The sequence below is a fragment of the Streptomyces naganishii JCM 4654 genome (genome assembly GCF_014650575.1).
In the GTDB taxonomy this organism is placed as follows: Bacteria; Actinomycetota; Actinomycetes; order Streptomycetales; family Streptomycetaceae; genus Streptomyces; species Streptomyces naganishii.
In genome coordinates, this window is sequence record NZ_BMVF01000001.1 from 286,947 (window position 1) to 310,229 (window position 23,283).

17 protein-coding genes are annotated in these 23,283 nt (G+C 71.9%); 10 read left to right on the forward strand and 7 right to left on the reverse strand.

What is annotated here, in order from left to right; all coding sequences use genetic code 11:
* Positions 1-75: 75 nt before the first annotated feature.
* Positions 76-3,207: an isoleucine--tRNA ligase gene (gene ileS, locus IE217_RS01295; protein WP_190175785.1), complete on the reverse strand. Its 3,132-nt coding sequence runs from the start codon at positions 3,205-3,207 to the stop codon at positions 76-78.
* Between the two features lie 606 nt (positions 3,208-3,813).
* Between ileS and IE217_RS01300 the strand changes: the two genes are divergently transcribed.
* From IE217_RS01300 to IE217_RS01325, 6 genes are all read left to right on the forward strand, one after another.
* A complete protein-coding gene (locus IE217_RS01300) occupies positions 3,814-4,866 on the forward strand; it encodes a TraR/DksA family transcriptional regulator (protein ID WP_190175786.1) in 1,053 nt (350 codons plus the stop codon).
* A gap of 121 nt (positions 4,867-4,987) precedes the next feature.
* On the forward strand, positions 4,988-5,620 hold the full coding sequence (gene lspA, locus IE217_RS01305) for a signal peptidase II (protein ID WP_190175787.1): 633 nt from the start codon (positions 4,988-4,990) through the stop codon (positions 5,618-5,620).
* Between the two features lie 80 nt (positions 5,621-5,700).
* Positions 5,701-6,645, forward strand: coding sequence for an RluA family pseudouridine synthase (locus tag IE217_RS01310; protein ID WP_190175788.1), 945 nt, complete (start codon positions 5,701-5,703; stop codon positions 6,643-6,645).
* Complete coding sequence (locus IE217_RS01315; protein ID WP_190175789.1) at positions 6,642-7,109, forward strand: GNAT family N-acetyltransferase; 468 nt, start codon at positions 6,642-6,644, stop codon at positions 7,107-7,109. Before IE217_RS01310 ends, IE217_RS01315 begins: the two co-directional genes overlap by 4 nt.
* An 86-nt stretch (positions 7,110-7,195) precedes the next feature.
* Positions 7,196-8,782, forward strand: coding sequence for a Na+/H+ antiporter (locus IE217_RS01320; RefSeq protein WP_190175790.1), 1,587 nt, complete (start codon positions 7,196-7,198; stop codon positions 8,780-8,782).
* Between the two features lie 102 nt (positions 8,783-8,884).
* On the forward strand, positions 8,885-9,625 hold the full coding sequence (locus tag IE217_RS01325) for an SDR family NAD(P)-dependent oxidoreductase (protein ID WP_190175791.1): 741 nt from the start codon (positions 8,885-8,887) through the stop codon (positions 9,623-9,625).
* A gap of 16 nt (positions 9,626-9,641) precedes the next feature.
* Here the strand turns inward: IE217_RS01325 and IE217_RS01330 are convergent, their stop codons facing one another.
* On the reverse strand, positions 9,642-10,790 hold the full coding sequence (locus tag IE217_RS01330) for a mechanosensitive ion channel family protein (RefSeq protein WP_190175792.1): 1,149 nt from the start codon (positions 10,788-10,790) through the stop codon (positions 9,642-9,644).
* Positions 10,791-10,928: 138 nt separating this feature from the next.
* Between IE217_RS01330 and IE217_RS01335 the strand changes: the two genes are divergently transcribed.
* Positions 10,929-11,519: a dienelactone hydrolase family protein gene (locus tag IE217_RS01335; RefSeq protein ID WP_190175793.1), complete on the forward strand. Its 591-nt coding sequence runs from the start codon at positions 10,929-10,931 to the stop codon at positions 11,517-11,519.
* 4 nt (positions 11,520-11,523) lie between these two features.
* Here the strand turns inward: IE217_RS01335 and IE217_RS01340 are convergent, their stop codons facing one another.
* The 4 genes from IE217_RS01340 to IE217_RS01355 all read right to left on the reverse strand — a co-directional run bounded on the left by IE217_RS01340 (position 11,524) and on the right by IE217_RS01355 (position 16,550).
* Positions 11,524-13,194 carry an alkaline phosphatase D family protein gene (locus IE217_RS01340; RefSeq protein ID WP_190175794.1) on the reverse strand — a complete coding sequence of 557 codons (1,671 nt, stop codon included), beginning with the start codon at positions 13,192-13,194 and terminating at the stop codon, positions 11,524-11,526.
* A 352-nt stretch (positions 13,195-13,546) separates the two neighbouring features.
* Positions 13,547-14,389, reverse strand: coding sequence for a thioredoxin domain-containing protein (locus IE217_RS01345; protein WP_190175795.1), 843 nt, complete (start codon positions 14,387-14,389; stop codon positions 13,547-13,549).
* Positions 14,390-14,450: 61 nt separating this feature from the next.
* Positions 14,451-15,155: a hypothetical protein gene (locus IE217_RS01350; protein ID WP_190175796.1), complete on the reverse strand. Its 705-nt coding sequence runs from the start codon at positions 15,153-15,155 to the stop codon at positions 14,451-14,453.
* A 69-nt stretch (positions 15,156-15,224) separates the two neighbouring features.
* Positions 15,225-16,550 carry a DUF2252 domain-containing protein gene (locus tag IE217_RS01355; RefSeq protein WP_190175797.1) on the reverse strand — a complete coding sequence of 442 codons (1,326 nt, stop codon included), beginning with the start codon at positions 16,548-16,550 and terminating at the stop codon, positions 15,225-15,227.
* Between the two features lie 236 nt (positions 16,551-16,786).
* Between IE217_RS01355 and dnaE the strand changes: the two genes are divergently transcribed.
* Positions 16,787-20,326 (forward strand): DNA polymerase III subunit alpha, encoded by a 3,540-nt coding sequence (dnaE, locus tag IE217_RS01360; protein ID WP_190175798.1) that lies wholly within the window; start codon positions 16,787-16,789, stop codon positions 20,324-20,326.
* Positions 20,327-20,426: 100 nt separating this feature from the next.
* Here dnaE and IE217_RS01365 read toward each other — a convergent pair whose 3' ends face one another.
* Positions 20,427-20,600: a hypothetical protein gene (locus IE217_RS01365; RefSeq protein ID WP_189703066.1), complete on the reverse strand. Its 174-nt coding sequence runs from the start codon at positions 20,598-20,600 to the stop codon at positions 20,427-20,429.
* A gap of 223 nt (positions 20,601-20,823) precedes the next feature.
* On the opposite strand from IE217_RS01365, the gene IE217_RS01370 reads away from it, so the two are divergent.
* Together IE217_RS01370 and IE217_RS01375 are read left to right on the forward strand one after the other, a co-directional pair.
* Positions 20,824-22,038 (forward strand): NYN domain-containing protein, encoded by a 1,215-nt coding sequence (locus IE217_RS01370; protein WP_190175799.1) that lies wholly within the window; start codon positions 20,824-20,826, stop codon positions 22,036-22,038.
* 242 nt (positions 22,039-22,280) lie between these two features.
* Entirely contained in the window at positions 22,281-23,255 is a 975-nt protein-coding gene (locus IE217_RS01375; RefSeq protein WP_190176081.1) for an ABC transporter ATP-binding protein, read from the forward strand.
* The last annotated feature ends 28 nt before the right edge of the window (positions 23,256-23,283 follow it).

A 23,283-nucleotide genomic window follows, 5' to 3' on the forward strand; every position in this document is an offset into this window, starting at 1 on the left:
GTGGCTCGCGGGGAGCAGCTCACCCGAGGCCCCCGGTAAGGGCGTCCGGGGGCGAGAAGCCCCCGGACCCGGCCCCTACGCCTTGCGGAGCCGGAAGGTCAACGACAGTCCCTCGTCGGAGAACACCTCACCGAGGGTGTCGTCCCCCTCACCCTGCGCGAAGTCGGTCGCGAGAACCTCCTCGGCGATGAGCCCGGAGTGCTCACTGAGCGCGGCGATCGTCGCGGCGTCCGTCGCGGTCCACCGCAGCACGATCCGGTCGGCCACATCCAGCCCGCTGTTCTTGCGCGCCTCCTGGATGAGCCGGATCGCGTCACGGGCGAGCCCCGCCCGCCGCAGCTCCTCGGTGATCTCCAGGTCGAGGGCGACCGTCGCCCCGGCGTCGGACGCCACCGACCACCCCTCGCGCGGAGTCTCCGTGATGATCACCTCGTCCGGCGCGAGGACGACCGTCTCGCCGTCGACCTCCACCGACGCCGTGCCCTCGCGCAGCGCGAGCGACAGCGCGGCCGCGTCGGCGCCGGCGATCGCCTTGGCGACGTCCTGCACCCGCTTGCCGAACCGCTTGCCCAGCGCCCGGAAGTTGGCCTTGGCGGTGGTGTCCACCAGCGATCCGCCGACCTCGCTGAGCGAGGCCAGCGAGGCCACGTTCAGCTCCTCGGTGATCTGGGCGTGCAGCTCGGCGTCCAGCGAGTCGAAGCCCGCGGCCGCCACCAGCGCCCGCGACAGCGGCTGGCGCGTCTTGACGCCCGACTCCGCGCGGGTGGCCCGGCCCAGCTCCACGAGCCGCCGCACCAGCACCATCTGCCGCGACAGCTCCGGGTCGATCGCGGACAGGTCGGCCTCCGGCCAGGACGCCAGGTGCACCGACTCGGGCGCGCCCGGGGTCACCGGCACCACCAGGTCCTGCCACACCCGCTCGGTGATGAACGGGGTCAGCGGGGCCATCAGCCTGGTCACCGTCTCGACGACCTCGTGCAGCGTGCGCAGCGCGGCCTTGTCGCCCTGCCAGAAGCGGCGGCGCGAACGGCGGACGTACCAGTTGGACAGGTCGTCGACGAACGCGGACAGCAGCTTGCCGGCACGCTGCGTGTCGTACCCCTCCAGCGCCTGCGTGACCTGGTCGGTCAGCGCGTGCAGCTCGCTGAGCAGCCAGCGGTCCAGCAGCGGGCGCTCGGCCGGGGCCGGGTCGGCGGCGCTGGGCGCCCAGCCCGACGTGCGGGCGTACAGCGCCTGGAAGGCGACCGTGTTCCAGTACGTGAGGAGCGTCTTGCGGACGACCTCCTGGATGGTGCCGTGGCCGACCCGGCGGGCCGCCCAGGGCGAGCCGCCGGCCGCCATGAACCAGCGCACCGCGTCCGCGCCGTGCTGGTCCATGAGCGGGATCGGCTGGAGGATGTTGCCCAGGTGCTTGGACATCTTGCGGCCGTCCTCGGCGAGGATGTGGCCGAGGCACACGACGTTCTCGTACGACGACTTGTCGAAGACGAGGGTGCCGACCGCCATCAGCGTGTAGAACCAGCCACGCGTCTGGTCGATGGCCTCGCAGATGAACTGCGCCGGGTAACGGGCCTCGAACAGGTCCTTGTTCTTGTACGGGTAGCCCCACTGCGCGAACGGCATGGAACCCGAGTCGTACCAGGCGTCGATGACCTCCGGCACGCGTGTCGCGGTCCGCTCGCACTGCGGGCAGGCGAAGGTGACCTCGTCGATGTACGGACGGTGCGGGTCGAGGCCCGACTGGTCGGCGCCGGTCAGCTCGGTCAGTTCGGCCAGGGAGCCGACGCAGGTGAGGTGGCCGTCCTCGCAGCGCCAGACGGGCAGCGGGGTGCCCCAGTAGCGGTTGCGGGAGAGCGCCCAGTCGATGTTGTTGTTCAGCCAGTCCCCGTAGCGGCCGTGCTTGACGGTGTCGGGGAACCAGTTGGTCCGCTCGTTCTCCTCGAGGAGCCGGTCCTTGATCGCGGTGGTGCGGATGTACCAGGACGGCTGCGCGTAGTACAGCAGCGCGGTGTGGCAGCGCCAGCAGTGCGGGTAGCTGTGCTCGTACGGCAGGTGCTTGAACAGCAGGCCGCGCTCGGCCAGGTCCTCGGTGAGCCGCTCGTCGGCCTTCTTGAAGAAGACGCCGCCGACCAGCGGCACGTCCTCCTCGAAGGTGCCGTCGGGACGCACCGGGTTGGCGACCGGGAGGCCGTAGGCGCGGCAGACGCGCAGGTCGTCCTCGCCGAAGGCGGGGGACTGGTGCACCAGACCCGTGCCGTCCTCGGTGGTGACGTACTCGGCGTTGACCACGAAGTGGGCCGGCTCCTCGAACGGCACCAGCTCGAAGGGGCGTTGGTAGGTCCAGCGCTCCATCTCGGCGCCGGTGAAGGTCTCGCCGGTGGTCTCCCAGCCCTCGCCGAGCGCCTTGGCGAGCAGCGGCTCGGCGACGACCAGGCTCTCCTCGCCGTTCGTCGCGACGACGTAGGTGACCTCGGGGTGCGCGGCGACCGCGGTGTTGGACACCAGCGTCCACGGGGTCGTCGTCCACACCAGCAGGGCCGCCCGGCCGGCCAGCGGGCCGGAGGTGAGCGGGAAGCGCACGTAGACCGAGGGGTCGACGACCGTCTCGTAGCCCTGCGCCAGCTCGTGGTCGGACAGGCCGGTGCCGCAGCGGGGACACCAGGGGGCGACGCGGTGGTCCTGGACCAGCAGTCCCTTGTCGAAGATCTGCTTGAGCGACCACCACACGGACTCCACGTACTCGGGGTCCATGGTGCGGTAGGCGTCGTCGAGGTCGACCCAGTAGCCCATGCGGGTCGTCAGCTCGGCGAAGGCGTCGGTGTGCCGGGTCACCGACTCGCGGCACCTGGCGTTGAACTCGGCGATGCCGTACGCCTCGATGTCCTGCTTGCCGGAGAAGCCCAGCTCCTTCTCCACCGCCAGCTCCACGGGCAGGCCGTGGCAGTCCCAGCCGGCCTTGCGGGCCACGTGGTAGCCGCGCATGGTGCGGAAGCGGGGGAAGACGTCCTTGAAGACGCGCGCCTCGATGTGGTGGGCGCCCGGCATGCCGTTGGCGGTGGGCGGGCCCTCGTAGAACACCCACTCGGGGCGGCCCTCGGACTGCTCCAGGCTCTTGCCAAAGATCTTCTGCTCGCGCCAGAAGTCGAGCACGGCGTGCTCGAGGGCGGGCAGGTCGACCTGGGCGGGCACCTGACGGTACTGCGTCATCGATCTTCCTCCGGCGGACGTACTGCCTTCCGTCGGAGGGACGAGAGCTTCGTGCTTCCTACGCCGTGTGCGGCGCGCTCCCGCGGTACCACCCTCCTTGGCCCTCCGGTGCGCCGTACGCGCCGGTGAGCCCCCTCATTGGGGTCGCGAGCCGGTTCTACTGGCCCTGGGGTCCACGGGCGGTCCCTGGGGCGTTCTTCCGGCGGCTCCGGGGTGATCTTCACGACGTGCTCGCCCCCGGGCTCACACCGTCCCCGGGTCGCTCTGGGCCGCCTGCGCCGCTACTCGTCCCCATCCACGCTTTTCGCTCCGCCCAGTGTACGGCGCTCCGGCGACAGCGGCCGACCGGTTTTCCGGTGCCGGGTCCGGGGGCCGGCGGCCCGCGCGGGTGCCCCGAATGGCGAGGGGTGGGCCGCTCGGATCGTAGGACGCGCAGCTGGTCGGATTACCCGGCGAGGAGCTGGGCACAACGCATGCATGCCGGCCGAGCGGCAGGCACGAGGCGGGCGAATCGGGCGGCGTGCCCCGTTGCCGCGGGACTCCAGTCGATTTATCGTCCCAGCACGATTCGCGAGCAAGATCACAATATGTGAAGGGGCCGCGGCCATGGTGGCGAGGAAGACCGCCGAGCACTCGGCGTCGGGCAGGTCCCGGAGCGCCGATGCCCTCGCCGGGCACGTGGACGCGGCCGCGAAGGAGCCGGCCATGGACCAGGCGGCGAGGCCCGCGACGAACGAGCCCGGGGGCGCGAGGAAGACCGCGGCGAAGAAGCCGGCGGCCGCGGGGACCGCCGCCAGGAAGCGGACGGCCGCGAAGAACGCGAAAAAGGCCACGGCGGCAGAGAAGGCCGTGAACGCCGGGGAGACGGGGAGGACCGGACCGCAGAAGGCGGAGCCGAAGCGGACGGCCGCCGCCACGACCCCGGCGAAGAAGGCGTCGCACGACAAGGCGACTCACGGCAAGGCGGCGCAGGACAAGGCTGCTCACGGCAAGGCCGACCAGGACAAGGGGGCGCACGGCAAGGCCGCGGAGAGGCCCGGGGCGAAGCCGGGAACCGGGGGCGCGGAGACGGAGCACGGCACTCCCGCGCGGGACGGCGCCGGGCGGAGCGCGGGCAGGAAGAGCACGGGCAAGAAGGCGGGCGCGGCACGGGCCGCGAAGCAGACGGGAGCCACGACGGTGGTTGCGAAGAAGACTCCTGGCACGGCCGCGGCGGCCACGACCGCCGTCCCCAAGGCACGCGCCGCCGCGGCGGTCGAGCCGGGCGACCTCGCGGTACGCCCGGGCGAGGACCCCTGGACCCCGGAAGAGGTCGCGGAGGCCCGCGCGGAGCTGCAGTCCGAGATGGAGCGGCTGCGCGACGAGATCAGCTCGTCCGAGCAGTCCCTGGCCGGCCTGATGCGGGACTCCGGGGACGGCGCGGGCGACGACCAGGCGGACACCGGCACCAAGAACATCACGCGCGAGCACGAGATGGCCCTCGCCGCCAACGCGCGCGAGATGCTCACCCAGACCGGGCGCGCCCTGGACCGGCTGGACGCGGGCACCTACGGCCTGTGCGAGAACTGCGGCAACCCCATCGGCAAGGCCCGTATGCAGGCCTTCCCGCGGGCCACCCTGTGCGTGGAGTGCAAGCAGAAGCAGGAACGCCGCTACTGAGGGGGCCGGAACCGGGGCCCGCGCCCGGGCCGGGGCGCCGCCATACGCCTCCTGAGCACGTCCGCCGGGACGGGGGTGTCGTACTCTCGTCCTCTATCAGGTTCTAGGTCGAGGGACTCACGTGGCAGAGGCGGAGCGCATCATCGGTACGCCGGACACCCCGGACGCGGCACGGCCCGGACAGCAGCCGCCCGGCGACGGCACGTCGCCGGAGGCGTCCGCCCGCGCGGGCGGAGCGCAGGAGCCCGCCACCGCGGCGCGGCCGCGCGGCGGGCGCCGCATCGCCGTCCTGTTCGCGGTCGCGGCCTTCGCCTACACCCTGGACCTGGTGAGCAAGCTGGTCGTGGTCGCCAAGCTGGAGCACCACGCGCCGATCAAGCTGATCGGGGACTGGCTCCAGCTGGAGGCGATCCGCAATCCGGGCGCGGCCTTCGGCTTCGGCGAGGCCTTCACCGTGATCTTCACGGTGATCGCGGCCGCCGTCATCGTGGTGATCACCCGCCTCGCGCGCAAGCTCTACAGCCTGCCCTGGGCGATCGCGCTCGGCCTGCTGCTCGGCGGCGCGCTGGGCAACCTCACCGACCGGATCTTCCGCTCGCCCGGCGTCTTCGAGGGCGCCGTGGTCGACTTCATCGCCCCCAAGCACTTCGCGGTGTTCAACCTCGCCGACTCCGCGATCGTCTGCGGCGGCATCCTGATCGTGCTGCTGTCCTTCCGCGGCCTGGACCCGGACGGCACGGTCCACAAGGACTGACCGCCCGCTCCCGCCCGTCCGCGGACGGGTTGTCCACAGGCCCGGTCGGGGCCGCCGGGCCCGTCCGGCATACTCGACGGGTGAGCACGCTTCCCGAGATCCGTACCCTGCCCGTGCCCGACGGCCTGGAGGGCGAGCGCGTCGACGCCGCCATCTCCCGCATGTTCGGCTTCTCCCGTACGAAGGCGGCGGAGCTGGCCGCCGCGGGCAAGGTGCTGGTCGACGGCACGGCGGTCGGCAAGTCCGAGCGGGTGCGCGGCGGGGCCTGGCTCGAGGTGGAGATGCCCCAGGCGCCCGCCCCGGTCCAGGTGGTCGCCGAGCCGGTCGAGGGCATGGAGATCGTGCACGACGACGAGGACGTGGTCGTCATCGTCAAGCCGGTCGGCGTCGCCGCCCACCCCAGCCCCGGCTGGAACGGACCCACGGTCATCGGCGGACTGGCCGCCGCCGGGTACCGCATCTCGACCTCCGGCGCCGCCGAGCGCCAGGGCATCGTGCACCGCCTCGACGTCGGCACCTCCGGCCTGATGGTCGTCGCCAAGTCGGAGTACGCGTACACCTCGCTCAAGCGCCAGTTCAAGGAGCGCACGGTCGACAAGCGCTACCACACCCTCGTCCAGGGCCACCCCGACCCGACCAGCGGCACCATCGACGCGCCCATCGGCCGCCACCCCAACCACGACTACAAGTGGGCGGTCACCGCCGACGGCAAGCCCTCCGTCACGCACTACGACCTGATCGAGGCCTTCCGCGCGGCCTCCCTGCTCGACGTGAAGCTGGAGACCGGCCGCACCCACCAGATCCGCGTCCACATGGCCGCCCACCGCCACCCCTGCGTCGGCGACCTGACCTACGGCGCCGACCCCACCCTCGCCAAGCGGCTCAGGCTCACCCGCCAGTGGCTGCACGCGGTCCGGCTCGGCTTCGAGCACCCCGGCGACGGCCAGTGGGTGGAGTTCGCCAGCGACTACCCCGAGGACCTCCAGCAGGCCCTCGACCAGGTCCGCGAGGAGACCTACGCATGAGCACGCCCTACGAGGTGCGCGTCGCCGAGGACCCGGCCGACCGCGAGGCCTGCTTCGCCGTGCGCAAGCAGGTCTTCGTCGCCGAGCAGGGAGTCCCCGAGGACATCGAGTACGACGCCCACGACGCCGTGGCGCTGCACGTGCTCGCCGTCCGCGAGGACGGCCTCCCGCTCGGCACCGGACGGCTGCTGTACGGCGAGGCGGCCGCCGCGAAGACCGGCGGCGAGGCCGGCGTCGGCTCCCTCGGGCGGCTCGCGGTCGCCAGACAGGCCCGCGGGCGGGGCGTCGGCGTCGCCCTGGTGCGCGCCATCGAGGACGCGGCACGCGTGCGTGGCCTCACGGCCGTCGACCTGCACGCCCAGACGCACGCCCTCGGCTTCTACGAGCGGCTGGGGTACGAGGCGTACGGCCCGGAGTTCCCCGACGCCGGGATACCCCACCGCGCGATGCGGCGCGTGCTGTAGCCGCTCACCGGGAAGGGGCCGCTGAGCGGGGCGGCATGGCACGCTTGAGGTCAGCCGTGTGAACGTCCGACCCCGGAGCGCTGACCGTGGATCAGTTGGCCCTGCTGTTCGTCCTCTTGCTCGGGGCCGTGATCAGTGTCCCGGTCGGGGAACGGTTCGGGCTGCCCTCGCCGGTCCTGATGACCCTGCTCGGCATCGCGCTCGCGCTGCCCGACTTCGTGCCCAACGTCGACATCCCGCCCGATCTCATCCTGCCCGCGCTGCTGCCGCCGCTGCTCTACGCCGCCGTACGGCGCACCTCATGGCGGCAGTTCGCGGCGAACAAGCGGCCGATCTTCCTGCTGGCCGTGGCGCTGGTGTTCGTCACCACGCTGTGCGTCGCCGTCGTCGCCCACGCCATCGTGCCGGGGCTGCCGGTGGCCGCCGCTGTGGCGCTGGGCGCGCTGATCGCCCCGCCCGACCCGGTCGCGGCGACCGCCGTCGCCGGGCAGCTCGGGCTGCCCCGCCGCCTGGTGTCGATCCTGGAGGGCGAGGGCCTGTTCAACGACGTGACGGCCATCGTGCTCTACCACGTGGCCATCGCCGCCGCCGTCAGCGGCGAGTTCTCCGTCTGGCGGGCCGGTCTCGACCTGGTGCTGTCCGCGGTGGTCGCGGTGGCCGTCGGGGTCGCGCTCGGCTGGGGCGCGAACAAGCTGCTGAGCCTGCTCGGGGACGCGACGCTCCAGATCGGCCTGACGCTGCTCGTGCCCTTCGCTTCCTACGTGCTGGCCGAGGAGCTGCATGGTTCCGGGGTCCTCTCCGTGCTCGTCACCGCGCTGTTCCTGGCCGAGTACGCCGTCGACGCCGACGACGTGGTCAGCCGCCTCGCCGGACACACCGTCTGGGACGTCGTCGACACCCTGGTCACCGGTGTCGCCTTCGGGCTGGTCGGCCTGGAGCTGCACAACGCGGTCCACACCGCCTCCTCGCGCTGGGGCGAACTGCTCGGCTGGGCGGGGGTCGTCGTGGCCGTCGTGGTGCTCGTACGGCTGCTGTGGCTGCTGCCGGCGACCTGGCTGACCAAGCGGCTGCACGCGCTGCGGGACTACGACGAGGACATTCCGCTCAGCTGGCGCGAGACCGTCGTCATGTGGTGGTCGGGGATGCGGGGTGTGGCCACGGTGGCGCTCGCGCTGGCCATCCCGCTGCGCACGGACACCGGCGCGCCCTTCCCCGACCGCGACGAGATCGTGTTCATCGCCTTCGGGGTGATCGTGGCGACGCTGGTGCTCCAGGGCCTCACCCTGCCGCGGCTGGTCAGGCGGCTCGGGGTGCGCGCGGACACCGAGCGGGAGGAGGAGTTCGAGACGCAGCTGGCCGCTCGGGCGGCGAGGGCGGCCAAGCGGCGGCTGAGGGAGATCGAGTCCGTCGAGGAGCTGCCCGAGGAGCTGTCCGAGCAGATGAACCGGCGGGCCTTCGAGATCGGGCTGCGGATCAGCCCGCGGATCGGTGACGAGGAGCGCCGGGAGGCGCAGGAGAACCGGGTGCGGCGGCTGAAGCGGGTGCGCCGCATCCAGGGCGAGATGCTGAGCGCGGCCCGGCACGAGGTGCTGGCGGCGCGCAGCGAGCCCGGGGCCGACCCGGAGATCGTGGACCGGGTGCTGCGCCACCTCGACGTACGCAGCCTGCGCTGACGCACCCGGCCCGCGTCCGGCGCACCCGCCGTGTGCGGTGCGCGCGCCGCCGCCCGACCCCCGTTACCCCATCGCGCGCCCGCGCGGGCCTACGCTCGGATCATGACTCGCAACGTGGTGATCAGCGGTGGTGGTACGGGGATCGGGCTCGCGGCGGCTCAGACCTTCGCGGCGGAGGGCGACCGGGTCCTGCTGCTCGGGCGGCGGGAGGACGTGCTGCGCGGGGCGCGGGTGCCGGGCGCGCTCACGTACGCGGCCGATGTCGGCGACGTCGACGGCGTGCGCGGCGTCGCGCGCTTCGTGGCGGACGAACTCGGCGCCGTGGACGTGCTGATCCACAGCGCCGGCGGCTCCGGGCAACTGGAGGCCCGGGTGGAGCGGGAGGACCCGCTCGAGCTCGTCGCCGACAACTGGACGGTCAACTTCCGGATCAACACGCTGACGGCCGTGCTGCTCACCGAGGCCCTCAAGGAGCGCCTCGCCGAGCCGGGCGGACGTGTGCTGTTCCTCAGCTCGATCGCGGCCTACCGCGGCTCGGGCAGCGGCGCCTACGCCGCGTCCAAGGCCGCCCTCCACCCGTACGCCCACGACCTGGCACGGCAGTTGGGCCCGCGCGGGATCACGGTGAACGTGGTCGCGCCCGGGTACGTCGAGGACACCGACTTCTTCGGCGACGCGATGGACGACGCCCGCCGCGCCCGGCTCGTCGCCGAGACCTCCACCGGGCGCGCGGGCACCCCCGGCGACGTGGCCGCCACCCTGCACTGGCTGGCCTCGCCGGGCGCCGCCCACATCACTTCCCAGATCATCCAGGTCAACGGCGGCGCCGAACGCGGCCACTGAGACCGAGGCGGCGGCCTCAGCCGCGCCCCCTGCCCGACGCGCCGAAGGAGTGCGACTTGTCGAGGGACGGCCGCGCGGCGCCGTCCCGGACCACGTCGAGGTCGTGGCCCCCGTCCCGCTGCCTCGGGGGCCGGGCCGCGTCCGCGGTGTTGACGCGCGGGAGGGCGTACGGGTGCTCCTCGCACAGCCAGCGGATCATCTCCTCGCGCACCGCGACCCGGACGGTCCAGATGTCGTCGGAGTCCTTGGCCGTCACCAGCGCCCGCACCTGGATGGTGCTGGGGGTGGTGTCGGTGACGTACAGGTTGAAGGCGCGGCCGTCCCAGGCCGGGCACTGGCGCAGGATGTCGCGCAGTTTCTCCCGCATCGCCTCCAGTGGCGCGCGGTGGTCCAGGTGCCAGAAGACGGTGCCGGTCATCTGCGGGGTGCCGCGGGACCAGTTCTCGAACGGGTTGGCCGTGAAGTACGACACCGGCATGGTGATCCGCCGCTCGTCCCAGGTCCGTACCGTCAGGAAGGTCAGCGTGATCTCCTCGACGGTGCCCCACTCGCCGTTGACGACCACCGTGTCGCCGATGCGCACCATGTCGCCGAAGGCGATCTGCAGCCCGGCGAACATGTTGCTCAGCGTGGACTGCGCGGCCACACCGGCGACGATGCCGAGGATCCCGGCCGAGGCCAGCAGCGAGGCGCCGGCCGCGCGCATCGCCGGGAAGGTCAGCAGCATGGAGGCCGCCGCCACCACGATCACGACCGCCGACACCACCCGCATGATCAGCTCGACCTGGGTGCGCACCCGCCGCACCCGGGCCGGGTCCCGGTGGGCGCGGGCGCTGGCGTAGCGCGAGTAGGAGGTCTCCACGATCGCCGAGGCGATCCGGATGACCAGCCAGGCGGCCGAGCCGATCAGGGTGAGGGTCAGGGACCTGCCGATGCCGGCGTGGTGGTTCGCCACCACGTTCACCTGGTCGTAGGAGCCTCTGAGCAGGGCGGCGCACAGCACGAGCTGGTACGGCACGCGGGCGCGGCGCAGGAGGCCCCACAGCGGTGTCTCGTGGTGCCGTTCGTCGGCCTTGCGCAGCAGAAGGTCGGTGGCCCAGCCGATCACCAGGGTGATCATGACCGAGCCGCCGACCACGAGCACGGGTCGGAGTACGTTCTCCATGCCTGCGCGCCTAACCGCCGCCGCACGAGCTTGAACATGTGACTTGCGTCCCTTCCCGCGCACCCGCCCCGGCTCGCGGCCGTGCGGAGGGTCCGGCCGGGGCCGGGCGTTGTCGTACCCGGCTGGCACCATGGCCTCATGAACATCGTGCTCTTCCACTCGACCTACGGGCTCCGGCCGGCCGTGCGCCGGGCCGCCGACCGGCTGCGCGCCGCCGGGCACGAGGTGTGGACGCCGGACCTCTTCGCGGGCCGCACGTTCGACACCGTGGAGGAGGGCATGGCCTTCAAGGACGAGACCGGCAAGGACGAGCTGCTCAAGCGGGCCGTGCTGGCCGCCGCGCCCTACTCCGACCGGGGCCTGGTGTACGCGGGCTTCTCGCTCGGCGCCTCGATCGCCCAGACCCTCGCCCTCGGCGACGACAAGGCGCGCGGCCTGCTGCTCCTGCACGGCACGTCGGACATCGCGCCGAACGCGACGGCGGACGGACTGCCCGTGCAACTGCATGTGGCCGAGCCGGACCCGTTCGAGACGGACGACTGGCTGAGCGCGTGGTACCTCCAGATGGGCCGCACGGGCGCCGACGTGGAGGTGTACCGGTACGCGGGGGCCGGCCACCTCTACACCGACCCCGGCCTGCCCGACTACGACGAGGAGGCGGCCGAGGCCACCTGGCGGGTGGCGCTCGGCTTCCTCGACGGCCTTGAGGGCTCGCAGGACCCGGAGTGACCCGCTACACGGGGTCGTACGTCCGCTCCACCTTCTGCGTGCCGCTGCGGGTGCGGTAGGAGCGGGTCCAGGCGCTGGTCGCGGCCTGGCTGGTGCGGTCGGACAGCACGTAGTAGTCCATCTGCGCCCGCTCGGCGGTGATGTCCAGTACGCCGTAGCCGTGGCGGTCGGTGTCGACCCAGTGGACGTGCCGGTTGGCGGCGCGGATGACGGGGGAGGCGACCGCCGAGACGGTGCCCTCGGGGACCTTGACGATGTCGTCGAGGTTGTCGGAGGTCACCGAGGTGACGACGAACTCGGTGGCGGCGGAGGCCGACAGCGGGTACGTACCGGCGTCCACGGGCACGTCGTTGGCCCACGCCATGTGGATGTCGCCGGTCAGGAAGACGGTGTTGCCGATGGCGTTGGAGCGCAGGTGTGCCAGGAGTTCGCGGCGGTCGTCGGTGTAGCCGTCCCACTGGTCGGTGTTGACGGCCAGGCCCTCCTGCGGCAGCCCGAGCAGCTTGGCCAGCGGCTTGAGCAGGTCCGCGGAGAGGGAGCCGACGACGAAGGGGGAGATCATCACCGAGTTGCCGACCAGCCGCCAGGTGGTGTCGGAGGCCTTCAGGCCGGCCTTGAGCCAGTCCAGTTGGGCCCGGCCGGTGATGGTGCGGTCGGGGTCGTCGACCGAGCCGCTGCCGGAGGCCGCCTGCTGGGAGCGGAAGGACCGCAGGTCCAGCAGGGACAGGTCGGCGAGCTTGCCGAAGCGCAGCCGGCGGTAGGTGGTGCCCGCGATCGCGGGGCGCACCGGCATCCACTCGAAGTAGGCCTGCTTGGCGGCCGCCTTGCGGGCGGTCCAGGTGCCCTCGGCGCCCTCGGTGTGGTTGACCGCGCCGCCGGACCAGGCGTTGTCGGCGAACTCGTGGTCGTCCCAGATCGCGATGACCGGCGCCTTGTGGTGCAGGGCCTGGAGGTCGGGGTCGGTCTTGTACTCGGCGTGCCGGGTGCGGTAGTCGGCGAGGGTGATGATCTCGTTGGCGGGCGCGTGGGGCCGCACGACCTTGCCGCGGGCCGCGTACTCGCCGCTCTTGTACTCGTAGATGTAGTCCCCGAGGTGCAGCCAGGCGTCGAGGTCGCCGCGAGCCGCGAGGTGGCGGTAGGCGGCGAAGTAGCCGGCCTCCCAGTTGGTGCAGGAGACGACGCCGAAGCGCAGGCCGGTGACGGCGGCGTCGTGGGCGGGGGCGGTGCGGGTGCGGGCCACGGGGGAGTCGGCGCCGCCGGCCGAGAAGCGGAACCAGTAGTCGGTGGCCGGCGAGAGGCCGCGCACGTCCGCCTTGACGGTGTGGTCGGAGGCGGCGGTCGCGGTGAGGGAGCCCTTGGCGACGACGTCGGTGAGCGCCTTGTCCCTGGCGACGACCCAGCTCACCTCGGTGTCGGGGCCGAGCCCGGAACCGGGCGCCGCCTCGGCGGTGGGGGTCACCCGGGTCCACAGCAGGACGCCGTCGGGCAGCGGGTCGCCGGAGGCCACGCCGTGCAGGAACGCGGGCACGTCGGCCGCGGCCCGCGCGGGCAGCGCAGCGGCGAGCGGCCCGGCCAGGACAGCGGTGGCCGCCGCGGCCTTGACGACCGTACGGCGGCGCGGGGAAAGGGAGTTGAGGCCCTGCGAAGCCTCACCTGATCTGTATCGACTGGTCACGACCGATCAGATTACTGACCGGTACACGCCAGAGCGGACGAACTCCTGAAAGTTCGCCCGCTCTTCGGCCGCCGGTCGCCCGGGCGGGCTCGTCGTCCCGGTGAGGAGGAGCGCGCCCGGGCTGCGCCGGTGCTAGGGCCTCTCTTCCGGATCTTGCCGCCGGTCGCGGTGGCCGGCACGCACATCTGCGGCGTTGCCGTCGGTCGCCGACTCCCCCAGGCTCTTGACGAGCAAGGGGGGACCCCCATCGCGTCGGCTCCCTCCTCCGCCTTGCATCTGCACGCACCAGTCACCGCTCGGGTCTGCCGGGAGGCGAGGTGGCTCGGAGCCGGCCTGATCCGGAAGAAAGGCCCTAGCCCTTCAGCGCGGCCGCGATCACCGCGTTGTACTCCTGCGCCGTCATCGGCGGGTTCTGGGAGCCCGGGACGGTGAGGATCTTGCCGTTCATGACGAGGCTGGGGGTGCCGGTCACGCCGTCCTTGTTGGTGTCCCAGCTCTTCGACATCGCCAGCGCCCAGGCGTCGTAGGTGCCGTTCTTCACCGCCGTCTGGAACTTGGCGTTGTTCTTCAGCGCGGGGACGGTGTTCGCGACCTGGATGAGGTAGTCGTGGCTCTTGAACTTGTCGTCCGTCTCCTCCGGGTGCCACTTCTTCGAGTACAGGGCGGTCTTGTAGTCGAGGAACGCGTCCGGGCTGACGTTCAGCGCGGCGCCCATGGCGCTCATCGCGTTCTTGGAGCCCTCGCCCCGCGAGCCGATCGTGCCCTTGCCGAGCGAGTCGCCGTCGATGAAGGTGCCGCCGACGTACTGGATCTTGTACTTGCCGTCGGCCAGGTCCTTCCTGATGACCGGGCCGACGTTCTCCTCGAACTGGGCGCAGATCGGGCAGCGCGGGTCCTCGTAGAGCTTGAGGGTCTTGGACGCGCTGCTCTTGCCGATGACCACCGTCGTGCCGTCCGTGCCCGTGGTGTTGGCCGGGGCGACGACCTTCTCGTCCTTCACGGCCTCCCAGTGGCCCGGCTTGTTGGCCTGGACCACCGCGTAGCCGATGCCGCCGGCTGCCGCGAGGACGGCCACGACCGAGCAGGCGACGATGATCTGGCGACGCGTCTTGGCGCGCTTGGCCTCGCGCTCGCGTTCCGCGCGCAGCCGCTCCCGGGCCGCCGTCTTCGCCGTCTGGGTGTTCCGCTTGCTCATGATGGTGTTCTCCTGTGGGTGTGGGGGACCGTTCCGTGCGGGCTCGGCGCCGCGCCGCCGCTCAGACGAGGGCGGAGGCGGGCGCGAGCGGGTTCGGCGGTCCGCGCCGTCCCAGGGAGTGGGTGAGAAGGCGGGTGAGCGGGACGGCCGCGGCCGGCGCCGGGCGGGCCGGGCGCGTGACGGCCGGGGCCCGCCGGGAGGCCACCGCGGCCACCGCGAGCAGCAGCGGCCGGAACGTGGTCGCGGCCACCGCGCGCAGCAGCTCGGCCAGCGCGCGCTCACCGCGGCGCAGCCAGCCGGCCGCGAGCAGGCCGACGGCGACGTGCGCGGCCAGCAGCAGCCAGGCCGTCGCCGGGGTCGCGTGGGCCAGCAGCGTCGCCAGATGGTCGGTGTCGGTGCCGGTCATCCGGGCCAGCGGGGTGCCGACGTCCGTGCCGTTGCCGCACAGCACGTCCCAGCCGACCGAGCGCAGCGGTCCCGCGACCGGGCCGCCCACGGGGCCGTAGCAGACGTGCTGGCCGGTGGTGAAGACCGTGTCGGCGGCCAGCTCCAGCGGGATCAGCAGGGCGGCGATCCGCCCGAAGCCGCGCTCGCGCCCGGCCAGGGCGTAGGCGAGCAGGAACACGGCGACCGCGACGGCGGCCACCGTGTTCAGCGGCAGCGGGGCCCTGGACAGCAGGACGTGCGACGCGGTGCTGAGCGTCACGACCACGGCCGTGAACAGCGCCGCGCGCACGGCTCTGAGCTGGGTCCCGGATATGTCCATAGCGAGAGAAGAGTGTGTCACGTGGGCCGGTAAGGGACCCTTAAAGGATCCCTGTGTGCGGCCTTTCCGTCACAGACCCGGAATCCGTCCGTTGCGGAACAGGTCCACGAAGATCTGGTGGTCGCCGCGGGCGCGGGCGCCGTAGGCGTGGGCGAAGTCCACCAGCAGCGGGGCGAAGCCCTCCTCGTCGGCCGCGATCGCCGCGTCGATGGCCCGCTCGGTGGAGAACGGCACCAGGGACTCGCCCGACTGGTCGTCCGCCGCCGCGTGCATGGTCGCCGTGGCCCGGCCGAGGTCGGCGACGACCTGCGCGATCTCCTCCGGGTCGTCGATGTCGCCCCAGTCCAGGTCCACGGCGTACGGCGACACCTCGGCGACCAGCTGGCCCGCGCCGTCAAGCTCGGTCCAGCCCAGCCACGGGTCGGCGTGCGCCTGGAGGGCGCGCTGGGAGATCACCGTGCGGTGGCCCTCGTGCTGGAAGTAGCCGCGGATCGCCTGGTCGGTGATGTGCCGGGAGACGGCCGGGGTCTGGGCCTGCTTGATGTAGATCACGACGTCGTTCTCCAGCGCGTCGCTGTTGCCCTCCAGCAGGATGTTGTACGACGGCAGCCCGGCCGAGCCGATGCCGATGCCCCGCCGGCCCACGACGTCCTTCACACGGTAGGAGTCCGGGCGGGCGAGCGAGGACTCCGGCAGCGTCTCCAGATAGCCGTCGAAGGCGGCGAGCACCTTGTAGCGCGTGGCGGCGTCCAGCTCGATGGCGCCCCCGCCGGGGGCGAAGCGGCGCTCGAAGTCGCGGATCTGCGTCATCGAGTCCAGCAGCTCGAACCGGGTCAGCGAGCGGGCGTCGCGCAGCGCGTCCAGCAGCGGGCCCTGGGCGGTGTCCAGGGTGAAGGGCGGGACCTCGTCGCTCTTGGCGCCGGTGGCCAGGGCGTGGATCCGCTCGCGGTAGGCGGCCGCGTAGACCGCGACCAGCTCGGTGATCTGGTCGTCGCCGAGCGCCTTGGCGTACCCCACGAGGGCGATCGAGGCGGCGAAGCGCTTGAGGTCCCAGGTGAAGGGGCCGACGTAGGCCTCGTCGAAGTCGTTGACGTTGAAGACCAGGCGGCCGTTGGAGTCCATGTACGTGCCGAAGTTCTCCGCGTGCAGGTCGCCGTGGATCCACACGCGCGAGGTGCGCTCGTCCAGGAACGGGCCGCCGCGCCGGTCGGCGTCCAGGTCGTGGTAGAAGAGGCAGGCCGTGCCCCGGTAGAACGCGAAGGCCGAGGCCGCCATCTTCCGGAACTTCACGCGGAACGCGGCCGGGTCGGCGGCCAGGAGCTCGCCGAAGGCGGTGTCGAAGACGGCGAGGATCTCCTCGCCGCGCTGCTCGTCGCTGAGCTGGGGGACCGACATCGCTGGGTGCCTCCTGGTGCGGGTGGTACGAGACGTGTGGGACGGACCGCGCGTGGATCCTCCCCCCGCCACAACGTCCGGCGGTGCGGCTGAGTGCCCGCGCTGTCCTCGCACGAAGGTACGCGGCGCGAGGCCCCGGGTGTCAGTGCCGGGGCATAGACTTCGACGCTGTCCCCCGGACTGTCCGCAGCCTGCCGGACCCCCGTATCCGTCCGCTCTCCCTGGAGGCCGCAGCCGTGTCGAAGCCGCCGTTCACGCACCTGCACGTCCACACCCAGTACTCGCTGCTGGACGGTGCCGCGCGGCTGAAGGACATGTTCAACGCGTGCAACGAGATGGGCATGACCCACATCGCCATGTCCGACCACGGCAACCTCCACGGGGCGTACGACTTCTTCCACTCCGCGCAGAAGGCCGGAGTCACCCCGATCATCGGCATCGAGGCGTACGTCGCCCCGGAGTCCCGGCGCAACAAGCGCAAGATCCTGTGGGGCCAGCCCCACCAGAAGCGGGACGACGTCTCCGGTTCCGGCGGTTACACCCACAAGACCATGTGGGCGGTGAACAGCACGGGCCTGCACAACCTCTTCCGCCTCTCCTCCGACGCCTACGCCGAGGGCTGGCTGCAGAAGTGGCCCCGCATGGACAAGGAGACCATCGCGCAGTGGTCGGAGGGCATCGTGGCCTCCACCGGCTGCCCCTCCGGCGAGGTGCAGACCAGGCTGCGCCTCGGCCACTTCGACGAGGCCCTCAAGGCGGCCGCCGACTACCAGGACATCTTCGGCAAGGACCGCTACTTCCTGGAGCTGATGGACCACGGCATCGACATCGAGCACCGGGTGCGCGAGGGGCTGCTGGACATCGGCAGGAAGCTCGGCATCCCGCCCCTGGTCACCAATGACTCGCACTACACGTACGCGCACGAGGCGGGCGCCCACGACGCCCTGCTGTGCATCCAGACCGGCAAGAACCTCTCCGACCCCGACCGCTTCAAGTTCGACGGCACCGGCTACTACCTGAAGTCGACCGAGGAGATGTACGCCATCGACTCCTCGGACGCCTGGCAGGAGGGCTGCGCCAACACGCTCCTGGTCGCCGAGATGGTCGACACCACGGGCATGTTCCAAAAGCGCGACCTCATGCCCAAGTTCGACATCCCCGAGGGCTACACCGAGGTCACCTGGTTCAAGGAGGAGGTCCGCCGCGGCATGGAGCGCCGCTATCCCGGCGGCATCCCCGAGGACCGCCAGAAGCAGGCGGACTACGAGATGGACGTCATCATCTCGATGGGCTTCCCCGGCTACTTCCTCGTCGTCGCCGACTTCATCATGTGGGCCAAGAACAACGGCATCGCGGTGGGCCCCGGCCGCGGCTCCGCGGCCGGCTCGATCGTCGCCTACGCCATGGGCATCACCGACCTCGACCCGATCCCGCACGGCCTGATCTTCGAGCGGTTCCTCAACCCCGAGCGCATCTCCATGCCCGACGTCGACATCGACTTCGACGAGCGCCGGCGCGTGGAGGTCATCCGGTACGTGACGGAGAAGTACGGCGCCGACAAGGTCGCCATGATCGGCACCTACGGCACCATCAAGGCCAAGAACGCGATCAAGGACTCCGCGCGGGTGCTCGGCTACCCGTACGCGATGGGCGACCGCATCACCAAGGCCATGCCCGCCGACGTCCTCGGCAAGGGCATCCCGCTGTCCGGCATCACCGACCCCGAGCACCCCCGCTACTCGGAGGCCGGCGAGGTCCGCGCGATGTACGAGAACGAGCCGGACGTGAAGAAGGTCATCGACACCGCGCGCGGCGTGGAGGGCCTGGTCCGGCAGATGGGTGTGCACGCCGCCGGCGTGATCATGTCCAGCGAGACCATCACCGAGCACGTGCCCGTGTGGGTCAGGCACACCGACGGGGTGACCATCACCCAGTGGGACTACCCGAGCTGCGAGTCGCTCGGCCTGCTGAAGATGGACTTCCTCGGCCTGCGCAACCTGACGATCATGGACAACGCCGTGAAGATGGTGAAGTCCAACAAGGGGATCGACATCGATCTCCTCAGTCTGCCGCTGGACGACCCCACCACCTTCGACCTGCTCCAGCGCGGCGACACCCTCGGCGTCTTCCAGTTCGACGGCGGGCCCATGCGCTCCCTGCTGCGGCTGATGAAGCCCGACAACTTCGAGGACATCTCCGCCGTCTCGGCCCTGTACCGGCCGGGCCCGATGGGCATGAACTCGCACACCAACTACGCGCTGCGCAAGAACGGGCAGCAGGACATCACCCCGATCCACCCGGAGCTGGAGGCCCCGCTCAAGGAGGTCCTGGACGTCACCTACGGCCTGATCGTCTACCAGGAGCAGGTGCAGAAGGCCGCCCAGATCATCGCCGGCTACTCGCTCGGCGAGGCCGACATCCTCCGCCGCGTGATGGGCAAGAAGAAGCCCGAGGAGCTGGCGAAGAACTTCACCATCTTCCAGGCCGGCGCCCGCAAGAACGGCTACAGCGACGAGGCCATCCAGGCCCTGTGGGACGTGCTGGTCCCCTTCGCGGGCTACGCGTTCAACAAGGCGCACTCGGCCGCGTACGGCCTGGTGTCGTACTGGACGGCCTACCTCAAGGCCAACCACCCCGCCGAGTACATGGCCGCGCTGCTGACCTCGGTCAAGGACGACAAGGACAAGTCGGCCGTCTACCTCAACGAGTGCCGCCGCATGGGCATCCGGGTCCTGCCGCCCAACGTCAACGAGTCGGAGTCCAACTTCGCCGCCCAGGGCGACGACGTGATCCTCTTCGGCCTGTCCGCCGTGCGCAACGTCGGCACCAACGTCGTGGAGTCGATCATCAAGTGCCGCAAGGCCAAGGGGAAGTACGCCTCCTTCCCCGACTACCTCGACAAGGTCGACGCGGTGGTCTGCAACAAGCGCACCACCGAGTCGCTGATCAAGGCCGGCGCCTTCGACACCATGGGCCACACCCGCAAGGGCCTCACCGCGCAGTACGAGCCGATGATCGACAACGTGGTCGCGGTCAAGCGCAAGGAGGCCGAGGGGCAGTTCGACCTCTTCGGCGGGATGGGCGAGGAGACCGGCAGCGAGCCCGGCTTCGGGCTGGACGTGGAGTTCTCCACCGAGGAGTGGGACAAGACCTATCTGCTCGCCCAGGAGCGGGAGATGCTCGGTCTGTACGTCTCCGACCACCCGCTCTTCGGCCTGGAGCACGTGCTGGCCGACAAGGCCGACGCCGGCATCGCCCAGCTCACCGGCGGCGAGCACGCCGACGGCGCGGTGGTCACCATCGGCGGCATCATCTCCGGCCTCCAGCGCAAGATGACCAAGCAGGGCAACGCCTGGGCGATCGCCACCGTCGAGGACCTGGCCGGCTCCATCGAGTGCATGTTCTTCCCGGCGACCTACCAGCTGGTGTCGACGCAACTCGTCGAGGACGCCGTGGTGTTCGTCAAGGGCCGGCTCGACAAGCGCGAGGACGTGCCCCGCCTGGTCGCGATGGAGCTGATGGTCCCCGACCTGTCCAACGCGGGCGCCAACGCGCCGGTGGTCCTCACCATCCCCGCCCTGAAGGTCACCCCGCCCATGGTCAGCCGCCTCGGCGAGATCCTCAGCCACCACAAGGGCGACAGCGAGGTCCGGATCAAGCTCCAGGGGCCGCGCAAGACCACCGTGCTGCGCCTGGACCGGCACCGGGTCAAGCCCGACCCGGCGCTCTTCGGCGACCTGAAGGTGCTGCTCGGCCCGTCCTGCCTGGCCGGCTGACGGCGCGGCCGGCCGGCGACGCGGACGAGGGGCGTGCCCGAAGCGACCGGGTACGCCCCTCGCCGGTGCCGGGGCTCGTTCAACGGCCCCCGGCAGGCGCTCAGTTGTGGCCGAAGCGCTTCTGACGGCCCTTGCGGGCCATCTCGGTGGGACTCAGCTGCGGGGCGTGGTGCTCGGGCTGCGGTTCCGTGACGGAGTGCTCCGTCTCCTGCGGGCCGTTCGCGGCCACGGTCGCCTTCTGCCTGCTGCGGTCCTGCTTCCGGTTCTTGGCCATGGTGATCAACCTCCAAGGGGGATCTAGGGGCCAGGGCCGGGACCAGATTCACATAGCCTGATAATGAACGCATGTCGGACAATTACCGTATGTGACAGGGGTGGTCGGGTCCGCCCTTCCCGAAACGCCACGCCGAAGATCGAGTTCGGGCCGTTAACCCCGCCAAGGTCGGGCAGACTCGAAGCAAGCCCGAAGCAAACCTCCCGGAAAGAGGGTGGATCGCGTGGACCGCTGCATCGTCCTGGTGGACGCCGGGTATCTGCTGGGGGCCGCCGCCAGTCTCCTCGCCGGGGAGCCGTCCCGGTCCCGGATCACCGTGGACCACACCGCACTCGTCCAGGGGCTGCGCGAACAGGCCGAGTCCGACACGGAGCGGCCGCTGCTGCGCATCTACTGGTTCGACGGCGCCCCCGACCGCGTGCCGCAGCCCGAGCACCGCAGGCTGCGCGTGATGCCCCGGGTCACCGTGCGGCTCGGCGCGCTGACCCGCAGCGACGGGCGGTGGGCGCAGAAGGGCGTCGACGCAGCCATGCACGCCGAACTGACCGAGCTGGCCCGCAACCGCGCCTGCTCGGACGTGGTCCTGGTGACCGGGGACGGCGACCTGCTGCCGGGCATGATGGCCGCCAAGGAGCACGGGGTCGCGGTGCACCTGTGGGCGGTGCAGGCCGCCGACGGCGACTACAACCAGTCCGAGGACCTCGTCGCCGAGGCCGACGAACGGCGCGTGCTGGACCGTACGTGGATCACCAAGGCCGTACGCGCCAAGGAGCTCGGCGGCGTCTGCGCGCCGCCGCCCGTGCCGCGGCCGGAGATCGCCGCGATCCTCTCCGCGCCCCTGCCCGAGTCCGGCCTCGGCGCCACGGCCGAGCGGCCCGCCGAGGAGCGGCCGCACCCCGACACGGCCCGCGCCGGCGCCGGGGAACGGGTGCCGGCGGCGAAGGGCGTGCCCACGCCCAAGGACCTCGCCGCGCTGCGCGCCCCCGGCGCCCAGCAGGCCGCCCAGCAGCCCGCGAGCGCGACCCTGCGCTGGTCCTCGGACCGTGGCTGGGTCGACCGTCCGGGCGTGGCCTCCGAGCCGCCCGAGGCCGCCTCCATGCCCACCCTGGCCCAGCTCACCACGGCCGAGCAGCGCTGGGCGGACCGCGAGGAGGACATCACCACCGTCGGCGGTGACCCGTACGAGGTGGGACAGGTGTTCGCACGCCGGTGGGTGGAGCGGCTCGGCGACCAGCCGCACCTGCCGAAGCTGTCCGCGATGTACCCGCGCATCCCCCACCGCATCGACGGCGAGCTGCTCCGCTACGCCGCCCGCTTCGGCCTGCTCGCCCACAAGGACGACCAGATCGACGAACACGACCGCTACGCGATCCGGGCGGGCTTCTGGCGCGAGATCGACGTCCGCACCGGCGCGGAGCACGCCCCGGCCGGCGACTGACCCCACCACGAGCGGTGCTGCCGGTGCTGGGGCCGGTGGGCGTCGGTGCCGGGGCGAAGGGACCCCTGTCACGGGGGACGGCCGACGGCGCGGTGGGGGACGGTGGGCGGCCCGGTGTGGGACGGTGGGCCTGGAAGGTCCGGCCGAAGCGGCCCCAAGGACGAGTAAAGGGCTCGGACCACGTACTCTCGTCCTTTGTGAGTAAGCGCGCTGCACCCGGACTTCGGCACACGGACGACGTGGTGTGCGCGGTGCGCGGACTGACCAAGACCTACGCGGCCGTGCGCGCACGGCGCGGCGCGCCCGGGACGCCCGAGGTGCGGGCCACCGACGACGTGGCCCTCGACATCCGGCGCGGCGAGATCTTCGGGCTGCTCGGCCCGAACGGCGCCGGCAAGTCCACCCTCGTACGCCAGCTCACCGGGCTGATGCGCCCCGACCGGGGCAGCGTCGAGATCCTCGGCCACGACATCGTCGCCCACCCCGAGCGGGCCGCCCGCATCCTCGCCTACCTGGGCCAGGAGTCCAGCGCCCTGGACGAACTGACCGTGGCGCTCGCCGCCGAGACCACCGGGCGGCTGCGCGGCCTCGACCTGCGCCGGGCGCGCGCCGAGCGGGACGCCGTCCTGGAGGAACTGGGCCTCACGCCCATCGCCGGGCGGCCGCTGAAGAAGCTCTCCGGCGGCCAGCGGCGCCTCGCCTGCTTCGCCGCCGCCCTGGTCGGCGAGCGGCCCCTGCTCGTCCTGGACGAGCCCACCACCGGCATGGACCCCGTGGCGCGGCGCGCGGTGTGGTCCGCCGTCGACCGCAGGCGCGCCGAGCGCGGCACCACCGTGCTGCTCGTCACCCACAACGTCATCGAGGCCGAGACCGTGCTCGACCGGGTCGCCGTCCTCGACCAGGGCCGGGTCATCGCCTGCGACACCCCGGCCGGGCTCAAGGAGCGGGTGGCCGGAGAGGTGCGCGTGGAGCTGGTGTGGCGCGAGAGCCCGCCGCTGCAGGTGCCGGAGGTCGCCGCGCTGCGGCAGCGCGCCGTGGAGGCGGGCCGCCGCTGGACGCTGCGCCTGGCGCCCGAGGAGGCCCGTGCCGCCGTCGCCACCGTCACCGGCGGGGCCGCCTTCGCCGCCCTGGACGACTTCACCCTCGCCACGCCCAGCCTGGAGGACGTCTACCTGGCGCTCGGCGGCGCGGCCCAGCAGGGGCTGGTGCGGGCATGAGCGCGCGGGCCGCCGGATCCGTAGGGGA

Bases quoted from the DNA above. Each gene is read 5' to 3' on its own strand.
- ileS (WP_190175785.1), bottom strand. From the start codon at position 3,207: ATGACGCAGTACCGTCAGGTGCCCGCCCAGGTCGACCTGCCCGCCCTC.
- IE217_RS01300 (WP_190175786.1), top strand. From the start codon at position 3,814: ATGGTGGCGAGGAAGACCGCCGAGCACTCGGCGTCGGGCAGGTCCCGG.
- IE217_RS01315 (WP_190175789.1), top strand. From the start codon at position 6,642: ATGAGCACGCCCTACGAGGTGCGCGTCGCCGAGGACCCGGCCGACCGC.
- IE217_RS01325 (WP_190175791.1), top strand. From the start codon at position 8,885: ATGACTCGCAACGTGGTGATCAGCGGTGGTGGTACGGGGATCGGGCTC.
- IE217_RS01330 (WP_190175792.1), bottom strand. From the start codon at position 10,790: ATGGAGAACGTACTCCGACCCGTGCTCGTGGTCGGCGGCTCGGTCATG.
- IE217_RS01335 (WP_190175793.1), top strand. From the start codon at position 10,929: ATGAACATCGTGCTCTTCCACTCGACCTACGGGCTCCGGCCGGCCGTG.
- IE217_RS01345 (WP_190175795.1), bottom strand. From the start codon at position 14,389: ATGAGCAAGCGGAACACCCAGACGGCGAAGACGGCGGCCCGGGAGCGG.
- IE217_RS01350 (WP_190175796.1), bottom strand. From the start codon at position 15,155: ATGGACATATCCGGGACCCAGCTCAGAGCCGTGCGCGCGGCGCTGTTC.
- IE217_RS01355 (WP_190175797.1), bottom strand. From the start codon at position 16,550: ATGTCGGTCCCCCAGCTCAGCGACGAGCAGCGCGGCGAGGAGATCCTC.
- IE217_RS01365 (WP_189703066.1), bottom strand. From the start codon at position 20,600: ATGGCCAAGAACCGGAAGCAGGACCGCAGCAGGCAGAAGGCGACCGTG.